Origin of the sequence: Erwinia sp. CGal63, assembly GCF_037026505.1 — a bacterium.
Lineage (GTDB): Bacteria > Pseudomonadota > Gammaproteobacteria > Enterobacterales > Enterobacteriaceae > Erwinia.
The window spans coordinates 28266-45501 of the sequence record NZ_JAKUMN010000004.1 but is presented as its reverse complement, the minus strand read 5'-3'; the positions used below and the strand labels follow the sequence as shown (position 1 = coordinate 45501).

Sequence of the window (17236 nt, the reverse complement as noted above, 5' to 3'; positions counted from 1 at the left end):
CGACGTTGATATTAACGGCTCTGCGCTTTCCGTGCTGCAACGCGGCGGCGGAGCCGTTCAAACCAGAGCCAGACAACGGGCGTGGTGAACAGGGTTAAAATCTGGCTGAGCGCCAGCCCGCCCGCGATCGCAATCCCCAAAGGCCGCCTGAGCGCCGCGTCGCCGCCATAATTCAGCGCCAGCGGCATAGCGCCTAAAAACGCCGCCAGAGAAGTCATCATAATGGGACGAAAACGAAGCAGGCAGGCATAGGTTATGGCCTCGGTCGGCGTGGTTCCGCTGTTTTGCGCCTTCAACGCCACGTTAATCATCATAATGGCGTTTTTCATAATAATGCCCGCCAGCAGCAAAATGCCGATTAGCGACACGATAGTCAGCGGCGTGCGGGTGAGCAGCAGCAGCAGCAGCGCCCCAACGCCCGCCGAAGGTAGCGTGGAAAGAATGGTCAGCGGATGAAGATAGCTTTCATACAGCATCCCCATCACCACATAAAGAATAAAAAAGGCCGAGAAAATCAGCAGCGGCATGGTCAGGGTAAACTGGTGAGAAGCTTTCGCGCTGCCCTGGAACTCGCCCTGCACGGAGCCCGGCAGACCGGCTTTGATCGCCTCGCGACTGATTAACTCCATCGCCTGTTTCAGCGATACGCCTTCCTGAAGATTAAAGCTCAGCGTCGCGGCGGCGATGCCGCCCTGATGCGCTACGGCGACCGAAGCCGGTACGTACGTCAGTTGAGAAAACGCCCGCAGCGGCACCTTTTCTCCGGCCGCATTCACCACATAGAGCGCCTCCGCCAGGCGCGGGTTCGCTAATGCCGATCTGTCGATATTCATCACCACATGGCGCAGATCGTCATCCCGATACCAGGTGGCAATCTGCCGCTGGCTGAACAGATCGTTAAACAAGCTATTGATATCAGCCATGTCGACCTGCAGCCGCGCAGCCTTGTCCCGGTCGACTGTGTACATCGCCTTGATCCCGCCCGCCTGCAGATCGCTATCCACATCGCGCAGCTGCGGCAGCGCGCGCAATCGCGTTTTCATAATCGCCGCCCACTTCCTTAGCCGATCGCTGCTGTCTGAGGTCAGGGTATATTGCCAGGCGGCATTGGCGTTGCGGGCGCCGATATGCAGATCTTCCGCCGGGCGCAGCAGGACCTTTACGCCCGATCGCTTGCGCATGGTGGCGTTGAGCCGGCTGGCGACGGCCAGCGCCGTGTCGGCACGCTGCTCCCAGGGTTTGAGTAAAATATAGATGGTGGCCACCGTCCGGTTAACGAACAGCCCATTGTTGCTGGCGGTAATCACGCTTTTCACCGCCGGATCCTGACGAATACGCTCTACGCTGCTGAGCAACTGCCGCTGTAACTCATCATACGAGGCGTTATCTTCCACCTGAACGACGCCTTTCAGCAGACCGGTATCCTGAGGCGGAAAAAAGCCTTTGTCGACCCAGCCGTAAAGCAGAATATTCAGGCCCGTCATCACTACCAGCGCCAGAACGGTCAGTCGCTGATGAGCCAGCGTCCAGGCTAAAGCGCGCATGTAGGCCGCGTGGAGTCGCGCGCCTCCCCGTTTATTTTCTGCCGCCGTCCCCGATTTTTTGCGCAGCAGCCACGCGCACAGCATGGGGGTCAGACTCAGAGAAAGAAACAGCGAAATCAACAAGGTGGCGACCAGCGTAATCGCGAACTCGCGAAAAACCCGGCCCATTAAATTATCCAGCAGCAGCAGAGGCAGCAGAATAGCGATAAGCGAAGCCGTCATCGCGATCAGGGTAAAAAAGACCTCGCGCGTTCCCGCCAGCGCGGCGCGCAGCGCGCTTTTCTTTTCCGCATGACGACTGACGTTTTCCAGCACCACAATAGCGTCATCGACAATAAAGCCCGTCGAGACGATCAGCGCCATCAGCGACAGGTTGTTCAGGCTGAATCCCATCGCCCACATCACCGTGAAGGTTCCCAGCAGCGCGACCGGCAGCGTGATGGCCGCGATAAAAAGCACCCGTTTTTCGCGGATAAAATAGTAAATTACCGCGATCACCAGCAGGATCGCCAACAGCAGCGTCAACTCCGCTTCCCGTAGCGAAGAGTGAACGTAGTCGGCGCGATCCACGACGATATTCATGGCTACCTGTTCAGGCAGGCTGGCCTGCAGCTCGGGCAGCAGCCGCTTCACGCCAGCGATCACCTCCAGCATATTGGCGTTAGCCTGGCGGGTAACGCTTAACATCACCGCCGGACTTTGGTTATAAAATCCGACGTTATTGTTATCTTCCACGCCTTCGTAGACGCTGGCGATCTCGCCCAGCCGGACAGCGTTACCGTGCTGCCAGCTGACGATCAGCGAGCGATACTGCTCAACGCTGTCGGCCTGCATCTCGCCCGCCAGAATCAAGCGGGAATCGGCTACCTCCAGCACGCCTTCCGCTCTGGCGGAGGTGGCGTTCTTGATCGCCTGCCGGATCTTTTCCGGCGAAAGCCCAAGCGCGGTGACGCGCGGCAGATCGATATCAATTCTGATGGCCGGCGCCGAGCTGCCGAGAATATCGGCTGTGCCTACGCCGGGAAGCTGCGCGACCCGCTGCTGAATCTGCGTTGAAACCAGCTGGTAGAGTTTTGCACGAGAGAGCTTATCCGAGGTCATGGCGATCACCAGTACCGGCACGTCGGCCGGATTGATTTTCCGCCAGGCGGGCAGCGTCGGCATGTCGGCAGGCAGCAGCGACTGTGCGGCGTCAATCGCCGCCTGCACATCGCGCGCCGCGCCGTCAATGTCGCGGCTGACGGCAAACTGCAGCACGAGCATACTGTTGCCCGGCGAGCTGCTGGAGGTGAGTTCCGTAACGCCCGCAATTTGCCCCAGCGTGCGCTCCAGCGGCGCGGCTACCGTCGCCGCCATGGTATCGGGACTGGCGCCGGGCAGCGAAGCCGTCACCACTATCGTGGGCAGATCCACCTGCGGTAGCGGCGCAACGGGCAGCAAACGGTAGCTAATCAGACCGGCCAGAGTGATGGCGATGGTCAGCAACAGCGTCGCCACAGGCCGACCGATAAACAGCCGAATAAGCGTTTTCATGCCGTAACCCGCTGCGTGAAGGCGGACGAAAAAGCGAAGCGCGCCAGGCTCAGATAAACCACCGGAACGCTAAACAGCGTTAAAAGCTGGCTGACCAGCAGGCCGCTAACGGTGACCAGGCCAAGCGGCTGTCGCAGCTCGGCGCCGTCGCCCACGGCAAACATCAGCGGCAACGCTCCCAGCAGCGTGGCGATGGTGGTCATGATCACCGGGCGGAAACGCAGCAAGCAGGCCTGGCGAATCGCCTCTTTCGCACTCAGCTTCTCGCGCCGCTGCGCCTGAATCGCGAAATCGATCATGATAATGGCGTTTTTTTTCACGATGCCGATAAGCAGGATCATGCCGATCATGGCGATCAGGGTGTAATCCATCCGGCCTGCCCACAGCGCCAGCAGCGCGCCAACTCCGGCGGAAGGCAACGTAGAGAGGATAGTGACCGGATGGATAAAGCTTTCATAAAGCATGCCGAGGATCACATAGACTGAAAAGATCGCGGCGGCGATCAGCCATAGCTCGCTGGCCGGTGAGGATTCAAACAGCGCGGCTTCGCCCTGGAAACGCAGTACCGTACTCTCCGGCAGGCCGAGCCGGGTCTTAAGCTGGTGAATAGCCTCTGTCGCCGCCTGTAACGACTCTCCTTCGGCCAAATTAAAGGAAAACGCCACCGCCGGGATTTGATTGATCTTTTCCTGTGTGACCGGCTCCCGACCCAGCTGAAAATCCGCTACGGCGCTGAGTGGAACGCGAGCGGCGCTACGGTTTTCCGCCGTATCGGTCGTCAGCGAAAGGTGGGTTAGCGCATCAAGGCCGCCGTTATGCAACGAACGCGCGGTCAGCACTACCCGATATTGACTGGCTTCGGTGTAAAGCGTGGCAATTTGGCGCTGCCCGAAGGCGTTGTAAAGCGCGGCATCGATATCGGCGACGCTCAGCCCCAAACGGGCAGCTTTATCGCGATTAATCAAAATCCTGACGGTTTTCGCCTGCTCGTCCGCGCTGCTGCTGACGTCGGTCAAACCGGGCAGCCGACGCATCGCCTCCACCAGCCTGGCGGCGCTCTCCTGCAGCCTGTCGCGAGCGGTATCTTCAACCGTAAACTGATAGCGTCCCGGCGCGACGAGATCGTTTAAGGTCAGGCGCGGCGCGACGGTGGCATAGATCTTCATCGCCGTTTTCTTCAGGGCCGCGCGTTGTAGCTGCTGTGCTACCTGCTGCGCCGACAGGCGGCGCTGCGAAGAAGGTTTCAGGTTAACCACCATCAGGCTGCGGTTAAGCGCCGGGTTTTCCGGGCTGACGCCGGTGCTGGCTGTGACGCTGGCCACCGCCGGATTTTGCAGGATGAGCGCGTTTAGCTGCTGCTGACGCCGATTGATTTCCGTGCTGGAGATGGCGCCCTGCGCCACAGCGGTAATGCGGATAACGCCGGTGTCTTCCGTGGGAAAAAAGCTTTTTGGCACAGCCATATAGAGCGCGGCGGCAACAACCGCCAGTGCCAGCGTAGAAAAAACAATCAGGCGTGAGTTATCTAAACAGCGGTCCAGCGCCCGACCATAAAGCGTTCTGAGACGCATTAATAAGCGGCCTTCGCCAGTCTGAGCGGACTTCTTCAACAGCGCCGCGCAGAGCGATGGCGTAAGCGTTAACGAAATGATCATCGACATGGCGATCGCCGTCGCCAGCGTAATGGAAAATTCCCGCAGCAGCCGGCCTGTAATACCCGGCATAAAGAGCAAAGGAACCAGCACGGCCAGCAGCGATAGCGTCAGGGAAATCACGGTAAAGCCTATCTCCTGCGTTCCCTTTAAAGCGGCTTCGACGCGCGACATGCCGCGTTCCAGCCAGCGGGAGATGTTTTCGACCACCACAATCGCGTCGTCGATAACGAAGCTGCAGGCGATGGTGAGCGCCATCAGCGTGAAGTTATTCAGGCTGAAGCCGCAAAAATGCATCACCACGCAGGTGCCGGCCATCGACAGCGGCACCACGATGCCGGTAACCAGCGTGGCGGCGCTATCGCGCAGGAAAAACAGCGTAACCAGCACCACCAGCAGTATCGAAAAGCCCAGCTCTTTTCCCACGCCGGCCACCGACGATTTTATCGTCTCGCTGTGATCGACCAGCATTTTCAGCGTGACGTCAGGCGGCAGCGACGCCTGCCATTCAGGCAGATGCTGGCGAATCGCCTCGGCCACTTTGACCTCGTTGACGCCCGGCTGACGCTGAATATTCAGTACGATCGCGGGCTGACGATTAACCCATGCGGCCTGGAAAACATCTTCCGCGCCCTGCTCTACCCGCGCCACGTCGCCAAGCCGCAGCGCGACGCCGTCCTGCCAGGAGAGAATCAACTGACGCCAGTCGGCGACGGTTTGCAGCTGATCGTTGGTATCCAGCAGCAAGGTTTCATAGCGGCCGCTGATATCGCCTTTGGCGCTCTGCAGGCTGCTGGATAGCACGCGCTGCCGCACCGCTTCCAGGCTCAGATGGTGGGCGGCGAGCGCCTCTTCATTGAAGGTTAAGCGAATGGCGGGCCGCTGGCCGCCCAGCAGCGAGAGATTACCGACGCCGCTGATTTGAGAAATATTCAACGCAATGCGCTTGTTAATCACATCCTGCACTTCCGTCAGCGGTCGCCGTTCGGAAGTCGCCATCAGCGTGACCAGCGGCTTATCGGCCGGGTTGATTTTTTTGTACACCGGCAGCGTCGGTAAATCTTCCGGCAGCAGTTTCGTCGCGGCGTTAATCGCGGCCTGCACTTCCTGCTGCGCGACATCCAGCGGTAGCGTCAGGTTAAACCGTAGCGTGATCAGCGAAATGCCGTTGCCGCTGGTGGAGTACATTTGCGCCAGTCCCGACATCATGCCCAGCTGGCGCTCCAGCGGCGCGGTGACGGCGGAAGCCATAATTTTGGGGCTGGCGCCGGGATAGTAGGTGGTCAGCTGAATCACCGGATAATCGGCCTGCGGCAACGCCGACACCGGCAGGGTTATCGCGGCCAGCAGCCCGCCGACGAAAAGGCTCAGCGCCAGCAGCAGCGTGGCGACCGGCCGACGTATAAAAGGCTGAGAAGGATTCACGGCACAGCCTCTTTGCCTGCGGAGGCGTCGACAATGTCAACGGCGCTGCCGTTATGCAAATCAGCAAATCCCTCGGTGACCACCTTTTCGCCGGGGCGCAGTCCGGATTTCAGGACGACATCGTCCTGACCATAGGGCGCGCCGGTAGTGACCTCGCGCTGAACAACTCGTCCGGCATCGACGGCATAAACAAAGTTGCCCTGATGGCTGTACTGAATAGCGCGCTGAGGGAGAACCACCACGTTTTTCAGCAGATCGAGCTGAAGATGAGCGTTAACCAACTGGCTGGGGTAAAGCGCGCGATTTTCATTATCGCAAACGGCCTTGAGTTTGATGCTGCCCGTGGCGGAATCGATCTCATTGCTGATGTAACGCAGCTGGCAGTGCGCCAGCGTCTGCCGATTATCGGCGTCAAAGAGCGCCACCGGCAGGCGCGAGCGCTGCTGTTTCGCCCGGACAGCGAACAGGTTTTCCTGCGGCAGGCTGAACGTGACGGCAACCGGCTGCTCCTGAGTCAGGGTAACAATGGCTTTGTTTTCGCTGGCAATGATCATGTTGCCTTCATCGATCAGCCGCAGGCCTGCCCGTCCGGAAACCGGCGCGGTGATACGGGTAAACGCCAGCTTGAGCTGCGCGGCGGCAATCTGTCCCTGCGAGGCGGTAATCGCGCCCTGCAGCTGCTCCACCGTCGCCGCCTGGTTGTCCAGATCCTGACGGGCGATCAGGTGCTGCTGCTGCAGCGTTTTGTAGCGTTTCAGCTGTTCGCCGGCGCTTTTCAGCATCGCCCGGTTTTCAGCCAGCTCGCCCTGGTAGCGCTGCAGGGCCGCTTCATATTCTCTGGGATCGATTTGCGCCAGCAGCTGGCCCTTTTTCACCTCTTCGCCTTCGGTGAAATAAATGGCCGTCAACTGCCCGTCCACCCGGCTGGTAATATTCACGGTGGCTTCGGAAACGATATTGCCCGGCGCCTGCAGCAAGACAGGCACGTCCGCCTGCCTGACGGCGGCTATCTGTACAGGCTGACGCGCGGTTTCCCCGGCGTCGTTTTCTGCTGAAGCGGTTTTTTCTTCTCCCCGCAGGAAAAATCCTCCCAGCGTAGTCAGACCGAGAAGTAAAATGACAAACCTGAGGGTTATTTTTCCTGATTTCTTCATAAATCGTTCCGATTGATACAGCCTGTATTGCCAGAAAAAGCGTGCAGAAATCCACTGCCAGCTTTCGCTGGCAGCATAAAAACCACGGAATAACGTAAAATTAAGGCGTGTGCTGTTTCACCGCACGGCGATTGGCGCGAGCAGTTTCTTCATCCAGCAAGGCGATTTCATTATTTATTTTTTCATAGACGGAAGCGACCACTTCCCGAACCGGCTGCGTAAGCAGCGTCTCTTTATCAATAGGCGGCAGATATTTAATAATCATCTCGCCATTATTTAATCGATTCAGACGGAAGTTCGGGTAATAGCTGCTGGCGCTGACCGGCACCAGAGGAAGCTCGGCGTTGCGGGCAAGATGAAACGCACCGGTTTTAAATGGCTTTAAGCCTTTGCCATAATTGCGCGTCCCTTCAGGAAAAAGCCATACCGACATATTCTTCTTTAGCATCTTTTCCTTTGTTTTCTTCAGCGCCTGCATCGCTTTTATCTTGTTGCCGCGCTCAATAAAGATGTTGCCTGACAGCCAGTAGATCAAACCAAAAAAGGGAAAGTAAAGAATGCTTTTTTTGCCAATGCTGACCGTTCCGGAAGGAACCGCTGCCGTCAGGAAAAAAATATCGTAGTTGCTTTGGTGATTGGCGACATAAACGCAGCTTCCGGCGGGAATGTTTTCCTGGCCAGTTATGGTCACTTTTACCCCAAGCAGCCAGGCTATTTTGCTGTAAAGCTGTGCGGCAAAGTAGACATTTTTAACGTTACGCGGCCGTAGCAGGCAAACGATCAGCACTATAAAGGTGCTGGCTATTATAAATATTCCCATAAGAATCAGTCTGACTATCGCGATCATATTTTGCCTAATCATTAACCCTGTTGCGTTTTATCTCATTGAAAACCCAGCATTACCTGCTGGTAGCTGATGGCTTTTTCATCACCTACCCGGCTTTCACCGCTGACAATAATAAAGCTCTCCTTACGGACATCAAGCGAAACATGATGGCGGATAATATCGCCAGCCATGACGGTTCGACAAATTTCAACCTGCTTGCATGAGATAACGTAAGGTGACAGTTCGCGGCCGACATCATGCAAAAAAAGCCCGGCTGACTGAAAAAAAGATTCAACGATCAGCCAGTCGGGATAAATCAGTTCGTCCGGCTTGTTAAAATCCGCCTGACGGAATTCATAGTCATTCAACGAAACGAACTTCTCGGTGATGACCTGGCTGCCGTTTTCAATAATTCGGTCCACCAGAACCATCGGAAACCGATGAGGATTAACGCCGATAATGCCGATATGCTCCCGGTTTTCAGCCTGCATTTCACCCTTCCGCCTTTACTATAAATTGTATTTTAGCCACCGTTTCTTCCGCTGCGTTTTTCACTATGGCGGTCACTTCTGTTTTATCCTCGTCGGCAACAGGACGCTGGCCGATTTGATAAAATAATTGCGTATCGGGCCCGACCATTTTAATAAACTTCGCCTGTTTAATTACATAACTGCCCGCCGTCATCGCGGAAGGCAGCAGGCTGCGTATTTCCCGAAAATAGAATACGCCCGGTAAAATCGGGTTATTGGGAAAATGCCCCTGAAACGCCCGATGGCCGGCCTCATAATAGCGGGTAAAGATTTCACTCTCCGTCGAGGTGTTTGCAGAACTTTTCAAGATTGCGCCTTCTTAATAATCGCAATGCCGTAAAACCCTTCACTGTCCATCGCCAGCTGAACCGCGAGTTTTCCCGGCCGCACGGTGGAAAGCAGCTGCGCCAGTTGCCAGGCGCCCAGGCCAGACATCAGTACCTTTGCCGAAGCGCTCAGGCTGGTCAGCGTGGCGCCGGGAAGAAGTTGCGCGATCGCCTCTGTCTGGCCGTCCGCGCCCCACTGGTTGATCTGCTCAATGTCGTCGCAGGCATGGCCGCTGCTGAACAAAAAACTGGCCAGTTTGTCACTGAGGTCGGCAGGCTGCAGTACTCGTCCCGTGGTCACCGCCAGCACGCGATCGACCGCGTCGCTCTCGGGCAAGCGGGAAAACATAAACAGCGCGGCGTAAGAAAGCTGAGGCAGCTTTTCCCGGTTATCTTCCGTTCTGTAAGGATTCAACGAGCGACCATACAAACCCTGCCAGCTCTCTACCGCGCTGACAAAAATATCGTTGGCCTGCTGACGCTGCATCAGGGCGAAAGCTTTGGTTAACGCTTCATAAAAAGAGAGTTCGTTGGCGCACAGGCTGATGTTAGGGCCGTCAAACCCATAGTGAATCGCCGAGAGGCCAGCCGTCGAGTTAATCACCGTATTGGGAATATTGCCCGGCGAAATCTGGTGAGGCAGCGCGTTTTCCCTCGATTCCCGCAGCAGTTTACACACGCTGTCGAACGCGCCCATCGATGTCGCACTGACCATTGCGGCATGAGGTTCCCAGTTGGCGACCTGGCTCAGGGCGGCGAAACAGCACAGCATATCGATGGTTTGCGGATCGATATTGCGCAGCTTTTTACCGGCCAGCACCTCAGCCGGATTGATGCGGCCATTTTCAGCGGGCAGCGGCTGCCCGGAACCTGCCTGCACGCCATCTTTCAGGCTATGCCAGTGAGCGACAGCAAGTGAAAGGTTACTCATGATGGTTCATCCTTCTGAAAGCGACGATGGCATTGTTCCCGCCGAAAGCGAAAGCGTTATTAATCGCGACGTTCACGGTTTGCGGTAAAAATTCGCTGGTAAGCGGTAAGACGATAGCCGGATCCTGCTCGGTCAGGTTGATGGTCGGCGGTATGCCTTTATTTAAAGCAAACAGGCAGGCGATAGCGCCAAATCCCGCTGCCGCGCCCATTGCATGTCCGGCCATAGATTTAATCGAACCGCACATCGGGATCGCGTCGCCGAAAACTTTTTGTACCGACTGATACTCGTTAAGATCGTTAGCGGGCGTACCCGTGCCGTGCATACAGATGTAGTCCACATCCGCAGGGATCAGACCGGCGCTGCTCAGGCCACGCTCAAGACAGGTTTTGATCTTGTCGGGGTTAAGGTTGGTCATGTGCGTCGCGTCGCAGTTCATGCCGTAGCCTACGACTTCGCCATAGATCCGCGCGTTTCTGCGCTTTGCAGAGGAGAGTTTCTCCAGCAGCAGGATGCTCGCGCCTTCCGCAGGAATAATGCCTTTGCGCGCTTTATCGAACGGCGTGCATTTCTTTTCGCTGATAGCGGAAAGCCGATGAAAAATAGAGAGCGTTTTGCGACAGGCGACATCGCTGCCGCCACAGATGGCGAAATCCGCCTGGCTGCTCTGCAGGTACTCTACGGCGGAAACAATAGCGGCGTTGCTGGCCGAGCAGGCGTTGCCGATGGTGTAAGCCGGCCCGGTGGCGTTAAGGTAGAGGCTGACGTTACGGCTGATGCGGGCATGCGCGACCGCCGCAAAGCTGCCTGCGCCTGGCTCCGCCTCGTCCTGCAGCTGATGAACCAGCGTGTCGATACGCTGCGACTCGCCATCGGTAGTGCCTAAAAAACAGCCGACCGGCTGACCGGAGAGCGCTTCGCGCGTTAGTCCGGCATCTTCGATAGCCAGTTTGGTGCCCAGAATGGCGTATCGGCTCGCTTTTTCACAGCCAGCGGGCAAATCATCAAGCGGATAGCGCGACAGCGCCTCTTCATTCACTTCGCAGCCGTAGTGATGTTTGTATTGCGTGGCGTCAACGGAACGGATTGGCGCAGCGCTGTCCGTACCGGCGGCCAGCGAGGCGAAGAAAGCCTCTTTACCGATCCCCAACGCATGAACAGGCCCTAAGCCTGTGACGACAATACGTTCGTGGTCCTGCGCGCTGTGCTGACTCATTCCCCGATCCCTACGGGCTGCGCCTCAAGATGCTGCTGCGTGATGGCGTAGACAGAACGCATATCGGTCATGTTTTCCACGTAGCTTTCGGGAAGATTTAAACCAAATTCCGCTTCGATGGCGGCCAGAATCTCAATGCCGGTGATCGAATCGGCGCCGAAATCGTGCTTAAAGTTGGCGTCGTCAGCAATCTCGTCCGCGTCGACCTCAAGGATTTCCGCAACCAGCGCTTTCAGCTTTGCCTGAGTCTCTTCAGTGTGCATAAACTTCTCCGTTAACTAGATGATAAAAGGGAATAATTTCCAGGAATATCTTTTATAAAGGGTATATTGCTGGCCAAAGCTGGCGTTCATCATCTCTTCTTCATTTTCGATGCGTCGCATCGCCAGAATAAAGAAGATGAAAAAGCTGAGCAGAGCGGCATCGGGATGCAGAAAACAGCCGAATCCGGCCATCAGCAAAATGGTGCCGCTATAGGCCGGATGACGGATAAAGCGGAACAGGCCGTGATTAATCAGCTGATGATCGGTAATGACCCGGAGCGTATGGGAAAAATGCACGCCCAGGGTGATTTTGGCCCAGGTGCGCAGAACGCAGCCCAGCAGCACCAGCAGCGCGCCAGCCCACAGTTGCGGCTCGGTATGCGGAAAAGAGCCGGAGAAGTAAATCAGTACCGCAATAGTGGAAGAGATAACTACCGCGCTAAGGATGCCTTTATCCCGCGACTGCGCGTCGGAAACCTCGCGTAAAAAGAGAAGTTCGTTCAGTACCGCCAGCAAAGCGGCCGGATAAAGAAACAGTTCGCGATGGAGATAAACGGCGGCGACCAGCGAAACCAGCAGCGGCGTCAGAAACGCAAACAGCAGTGAAAAGCGGAATTTTTTCATTTTCCTTTCCATATATCGTCAGGGGCGAAATTAACCAGGTGTAAGGCGATGTTTTCCGATTGCTCTATCTCCCAGCTACGCTGAAACAGATCCTGGAAACGCTCGGCGGGAAACTGGTTCCAGCGAAATCCCGCCGCCAGGCGGCTTTTCAGGGCCAAAATTCGATAAAGCATCCTGATCTGGAAAAGCTTTTTGCGCCCCGCCCGATAAGCGTCGCCGTGAATATGACGATTAACCGCTTTAATCAAATCGTTGACGCTGTAGCGCGCACGGCTGAGCAGATAGCTGCAGCGCAGCTGCTGCTGATTTTCCTCTTCCAGCCAGCGATGGATATAGCAGGCAATCTGCTCATTACTGATGCAGAACCAGTTACTGATATCGCCTTCGATTTCCGGCAGTTTTCCCTTTTGCGCCAGCTTCAGTAGAGGATTGAGATTCGCATCATTCGTCCCGAAGACCGCCGGAATACGCAGCAGCTCGCCGCGCAACCTGTCGCTGTTATCAAGAAAAACGGTTTCCGCGCGCTGCTTGTCATCGGCGTAGGCGTCGTCGTAGCCGCGGGCGTTATAGGCTTTAATGGTGCTCAGATGTAAGAGCCGATACTTTTTATCGCTCTTCAACGGCAGCGAAGCGACCAGTTCTCTGGCGATCGCTTCATTGGCGTTGCGCTGACGTTTGATTTTAGCCAGCCCAACGCCGGCGCAATTAATAATGGCCGTGCACTCGTCGACGATTTTTAGCCAGGCGTCGTCGCCCGGCTGGCAGCTAAAGTAACCGGGCTTTGGATATCGGGAATAGCGCACGACTTCGATACCTGGCTGCCTGCTCAGGTAATCGGCTACGCTTTTCCCTATAAATCCGCTGGCTCCCGTAATCAGAACCTTTTTCATTTGTCCCAGACCTCTACGGTAAAACAACCCTCACGGAATATCTCGCCCTGTCTGTAGCGGTTTTTACGCAGCTCTTTTTTCAGGTAATGCATAAAATAACCGTGAGAAACAATCGCAACGTTTTCGTTTTCCTCAAGCACGGGAAAAAAATCGACGGCGCGCTGAACGGCATGGCGAGCCCGTTCTTTTTCCCGGCTAAATCCCGCCAGCCAGGCCAGCCGCGAAAGCAAAAACCAGCTTCGCACCTTCATTTTTAATAACGGCACAGGAAAGATGCTCAGGGAAACCTCTTTCAGGTTCGGCTCTGTAACGTAATCATCAACAGCGTGAAAAAGTAACTGGCAGGTACGTTCCGCCCTGCCCGTTGGCGAGCTATAAACCCGCAGCTCTTTATTGCCGATATTTTGATAAACAGGAGAAGCGAAAAAACGCTGAATCTCCTGTTCATCTACCTCTCTGGTTTGATCGTAATCGTTCAGACGCTCCCTGGCCGTGCGATAACAGCAGCGCGAATAGTCAATTTTCGGCGTGGCGTGACGAACGAGGACAATCATAATAAGCAGGCACAGGTAATGATGATATTCCCGACAAAAAACAGAAACGGCGTATCCCAGGTATGGGGAGATTTAGCTTCCGTCAGCATCATGGCCAGCGGAAAAACAAAAATCATCAGCATTTTTCCTGCGCCATGAAATTGATTAATAAAACAGAGGGCCAGGATAAGCGCGGCCAGGAAAACAACCAGGCTTCCCTCATAGCTGCGATAGAAGGTTTTCTCGATAAGAAACCCTTTCACCTTGTATTTATGTTTGCCGAACCTGACCCCTACCGGCTCCGCCAGGCCATCGCCCAGCGTGGTGGTCAGTATGGTCATATACATAAATTCCTGTGGGATATTTAACTTATTCCACAGCAGGCTGAATGCGCCCAGCACGATAAACCCGACAAAGGTTTGCGAAAATATCCAGACCAGCGTATAGGGGCGATCTTCTGGCCGGTCAATGGCGCGAAAAGAGAGCGACAAATATTTTAGCTTCTCGCGGAAAAAACCTAACAGGCTCAGAAAAAAGCAGACGCTGGAAAGCGAGGCTATAATGATTTTGTCGGTCGAGTTGCTGATATTAAAAAGCAGATAGACCACGCCCGGAAAAATGAACATAGAGAAATGCCCAATCTTTCGCGTGTAGTTAATCTTGATATTATAATTACTGGCCAGCATTCCCAGGCCAGAACAAAGCAGCCAGTAGCAACAAACCAGTACGGCCGTAGGGAGAAAAATATTTCCATTCATAGTTTCAGGCTCAATTTCAGCTGGCGACGGCCATTGCCTTTTCCAGGGCATCCACCAGCAGATCGATATCCTCATTGGTATGATTGCTGGTCAGGGTAACGCGCAGGCGTGATTTATTTCTTTCGACATAAGGCGGCACAAACAGGGAAGCCATAATATTTTTCTGCAGCAGAAAAGCGTTAACCGCCGCCGCCTGCTCCGCCTTTTCAAAGATAATCGGGATCACGGCAGACACGGAGTACTGCTTATTGACGCTGGTCTGCTCAAGACGACGGTGCGCGTAGTCGATCAGCTCCGCCAGCTGCGCGCGTCGGCTTTTCCCTTCCCGCTTATTCAGCTCCAGCGCCATGCAGGAAGCGGCCGCCACGCCTGGTGATACGGCACGCGAAGCGTTATAGGTCGGGCTTTTATATTTTACTTTTTGCGCCAGCTCATCGTCTTTAATGATGCAGAAACCGCCGGTTGAGCCGAAAGATTTGCTCATGGTACCGATAATCACATCGACTTTTCCCAGGCAGCCGCTGGCTTCTACCAGACCGCAGCCCTCTGCGCCCAGCGCGCCCACGCCATGCGCGTCGTCGATATAGAGAATCAGGTTGGGATTATCCGCTTTAAGTTCACACAGGGCGGCCACGTCGCAGAAATCACCGTCAGCGGAGAATACGCCGTCTGACACCACCAGGATTTTCTTGCCGGGATTGTTATTAATAATATCCGCCAACCTGGCGATATTATTGTGCTGGTAGACGCGAAACGGCTTGCCGCTGAGCTTGACCGCATCATAAAGCGAAACATGGCAAAGTTTATCCATCACGATCAGGTCAACTTCCTGCGCGATCACAGGCAGCGCGCCGATATTAGCCTGGTAGGAAGTGGTATACATCAGCGCCTGGTTAACGCCGAACATTTCCGCGTAACGCTTTTCCAGCTCCTCATGATATTCGGTGTAACCACAAAATATCATCGGGCCGCTGATGTTTGTGCCATATTTCTCAATGGCGCGGATCGCCGCTTCTTTCATTAACGGATGATTCGCCATACCTAAATAATCGCACGACGAAAAATTGATATTTTTATCGCCGTTGGCAAGGTGAAGATATCTTCCGCAGGCGGAACGTACCTGAGGGAAATAGTTCAGGTTAATGCCGCCTTGTTCGGCATTGACCATTTCGTACAAACTCATACCGGTTTCCTTAAATTTCACGCAAAAGAGAATATTCTGTAACGTCTGACCCGCCCTTTTCCATGCCGGGTAAACTTTTGCATCGTCCTGATTATCATTTTATTGTCTTCCAGCATCCATGAGATGCTGAAGTTTTTAATACCCTGACTAATAGCAATCGCGGAGAGTTTTGAGGTCAATACCACCGATAATCCACGCTGGCGCCATTCAGGCAGCACGCCGGAAAGAAACGCCCGGCCGGTTTTTCCACTGTCGTCGTCGATAAACTGCATCATGGTGAATCCAATAATGCGTCCATCCTTTCTTGCCAGCATGCCCATAATATTTTTGACATTGCCTGCAGCAAGGGCAATTTCATTGGGCGAGGCTGCGCTGGTTCCCCAGTTATCTTTCCAGGCGGCGTTATAGACGGCGGCGATTTCATCCTGACAGGCCGTTATCTGCTCTTTCTGCACAAATTCAAATGAAACCGCCTCCAGACGAGTCAGCAAACGGGGATCCACTTGCGTCAGCAAACTGTCGTCAGGATGATATTCATAGATAATTTCCAGCAGATCTTTCGCTTTTACCGCTCCGGCTTCCAGCAGGTTTTCACAACAGGCCGGATCGTTATCCGGCATTTGATAAGTAAATGGCTCATCTGCAAAGGTTCTTAATCCTCGTTTGATCAGAACGGAATTATGCAGCGGGCCATAGAGAGCGGTTTTCTCCGCCAGCGGTAATGCACGCCTGTTCACCTCAACAAAAACGGAGTCGAACAAAAAGCGTAATACCGCGCTTTCGTTGGCCGCAATAAACATTGAAAAATGCAGCTGGCCTGAGTCGCGTATTTTTTCCTGAGCGGAGTAATGCACCAGGCAAAATGCTTTGACCTGATTCTGTCCGCTCACGATAAGCGGAAAAGTCACGTCGGCATTTGATAAACCAATGGCACTGTCGATCTGCTCGCTTAACGCTGCTACATCCAAAGACGTGTGGTGCTGTGAGTTATAAATTTCGGTTAACGCTTTTTTCTCAACGTCCTGCAGATCGCAGCTATAGCGGTACATACCCATTCAGCCTGATTATATTAGGTAAATTAATGCTTGCACGATTTGTAATATTACGTCAACAACAGGAATTAATATAAAAATTGAACTACGCACATAATTTTTGTTGAGAAATATCTGTAGTTGATTGAAATTTATAGCACAACAAGAGAAGCGATCGCTGCCTTTACCCTGCGCAGAAAATTATCCCTGCAAAAAGAGGGGTGAAAAAAGTAAAAGGATACATAAACAAAGCTTAGGGTGAAGGATAAGCGTGAGGTTACTCTTAAAAAGGCTCTTCGGAGCAGATTAAAAAATAATCTCCTGCCACTACCTGTAAATAGCTTCTTCCCCGCCAGGCCTGGCGTGTCTGCGCATTCAGGTCTGCTATCTCCTTCAGCCATCGGCATCGCTCAGCAAGCTGGCAAAGATATTTTTTAGATTAAAATAATGCAAATAATTCTCATTAACATAAAGATTTTAATCGCGCTTTTGCGTTAAGTTACCAGAAGACAAGGTGCTGCTTTTTTTGCCAATCATGCTTTCAGACAAGGGGTTAAAAACGCTTCCGAGGAAAATAACAGGCTAAAATGACGATGACCCATCGTTGCGGATCGGCGAAAATCCAGGCACTTTTTGGAGCCTTTTAGAAGACGAAAGAACGGTTTTAGTTCCACGATAATAACAGCGGTTTCCGATGTAAAAACCGTGTTAGCCACTCAGGAAAAGAGTTAAAACGTGAGCGTAACGAGGGGTTACTGTGCGAAGCGGCGCGCAGCCTGGGTGCAAGAGTATCTGCACGACCAAAAGTCGCGTGAGC

The 17236-nt window shown here is 54.2% G+C and carries 15 protein-coding genes; all 15 read right to left on the bottom strand.

Annotated elements, in window-relative coordinates; genetic code table 11:
- Positions 1–11: 11 nt before the first annotated feature.
- Positions 12–3077, bottom strand: a complete 3066-nt coding sequence (locus tag MKZ79_RS13675; RefSeq protein ID WP_336142925.1) for an efflux RND transporter permease subunit — start codon at positions 3075–3077, stop codon at positions 12–14.
- Positions 3074–6154, bottom strand: coding sequence for an efflux RND transporter permease subunit (locus MKZ79_RS13670; protein ID WP_336142924.1), 3081 nt, complete (start codon positions 6152–6154; stop codon positions 3074–3076). The genes MKZ79_RS13675 and MKZ79_RS13670 overlap by 4 nt, the downstream gene beginning before the upstream one ends.
- Positions 6151–7308, bottom strand: coding sequence for an efflux RND transporter periplasmic adaptor subunit (locus tag MKZ79_RS13665; protein ID WP_336142922.1), 1158 nt, complete (start codon positions 7306–7308; stop codon positions 6151–6153). The genes MKZ79_RS13670 and MKZ79_RS13665 overlap by 4 nt, the downstream gene beginning before the upstream one ends.
- Positions 7309–7408: 100 nt before the next feature.
- Positions 7409–8128 (bottom strand): 1-acylglycerol-3-phosphate O-acyltransferase, encoded by a 720-nt coding sequence (locus MKZ79_RS13660; protein WP_336142921.1) that lies wholly within the window; start codon positions 8126–8128, stop codon positions 7409–7411.
- Positions 8129–8190: 62 nt separating this feature from the next.
- On the bottom strand, positions 8191–8625 hold the full coding sequence (locus tag MKZ79_RS13655; protein ID WP_336142920.1) for a hypothetical protein: 435 nt from the start codon (positions 8623–8625) through the stop codon (positions 8191–8193).
- Between the two features lies 1 nt (position 8626).
- Entirely contained in the window at positions 8627–8971 is a 345-nt protein-coding gene (locus tag MKZ79_RS13650; protein ID WP_336142919.1) for a hypothetical protein, read from the bottom strand.
- Positions 8968–9921, bottom strand: coding sequence for a hypothetical protein (locus MKZ79_RS13645; protein WP_336142918.1), 954 nt, complete (start codon positions 9919–9921; stop codon positions 8968–8970). The genes MKZ79_RS13650 and MKZ79_RS13645 overlap by 4 nt, the downstream gene beginning before the upstream one ends.
- Complete coding sequence (locus tag MKZ79_RS13640) at positions 9914–11137, bottom strand: beta-ketoacyl-[acyl-carrier-protein] synthase family protein (RefSeq protein ID WP_336142917.1); 1224 nt, start codon at positions 11135–11137, stop codon at positions 9914–9916. Before MKZ79_RS13640 ends, MKZ79_RS13645 begins: the two co-directional genes overlap by 8 nt.
- Complete coding sequence (locus MKZ79_RS13635; protein WP_336142916.1) at positions 11134–11400, bottom strand: acyl carrier protein; 267 nt, start codon at positions 11398–11400, stop codon at positions 11134–11136. Before MKZ79_RS13635 ends, MKZ79_RS13640 begins: the two co-directional genes overlap by 4 nt.
- Positions 11401–11415: 15 nt before the next feature.
- On the bottom strand, positions 11416–12024 hold the full coding sequence (locus MKZ79_RS13630) for a methyltransferase family protein (protein WP_336142915.1): 609 nt from the start codon (positions 12022–12024) through the stop codon (positions 11416–11418).
- Positions 12021–12914, bottom strand: a complete 894-nt coding sequence (locus tag MKZ79_RS13625; protein ID WP_336142914.1) for an NAD-dependent epimerase/dehydratase family protein — start codon at positions 12912–12914, stop codon at positions 12021–12023. Before MKZ79_RS13625 ends, MKZ79_RS13630 begins: the two co-directional genes overlap by 4 nt.
- The gene (locus tag MKZ79_RS13620) at positions 12911–13468 is read right to left on the bottom strand and encodes a histidine phosphatase family protein (protein WP_336142913.1); all 558 of its coding nucleotides are present in this window, start codon (positions 13466–13468) and stop codon (positions 12911–12913) included. Before MKZ79_RS13620 ends, MKZ79_RS13625 begins: the two co-directional genes overlap by 4 nt.
- The gene (locus tag MKZ79_RS13615; RefSeq protein WP_336142912.1) at positions 13465–14205 is read right to left on the bottom strand and encodes a hypothetical protein; all 741 of its coding nucleotides are present in this window, start codon (positions 14203–14205) and stop codon (positions 13465–13467) included. The genes MKZ79_RS13620 and MKZ79_RS13615 overlap by 4 nt, the downstream gene beginning before the upstream one ends.
- A 16-nt stretch (positions 14206–14221) precedes the next feature.
- Positions 14222–15388, bottom strand: coding sequence for an aminotransferase class I/II-fold pyridoxal phosphate-dependent enzyme (locus MKZ79_RS13610; RefSeq protein WP_336142911.1), 1167 nt, complete (start codon positions 15386–15388; stop codon positions 14222–14224).
- A 17-nt stretch (positions 15389–15405) separates the two neighbouring features.
- A complete protein-coding gene (locus tag MKZ79_RS13605; RefSeq protein WP_336142909.1) occupies positions 15406–16437 on the bottom strand; it encodes a GNAT family N-acetyltransferase in 1032 nt (343 codons plus the stop codon).
- Between the last annotated feature and the right edge of the window lie 799 nt (positions 16438–17236).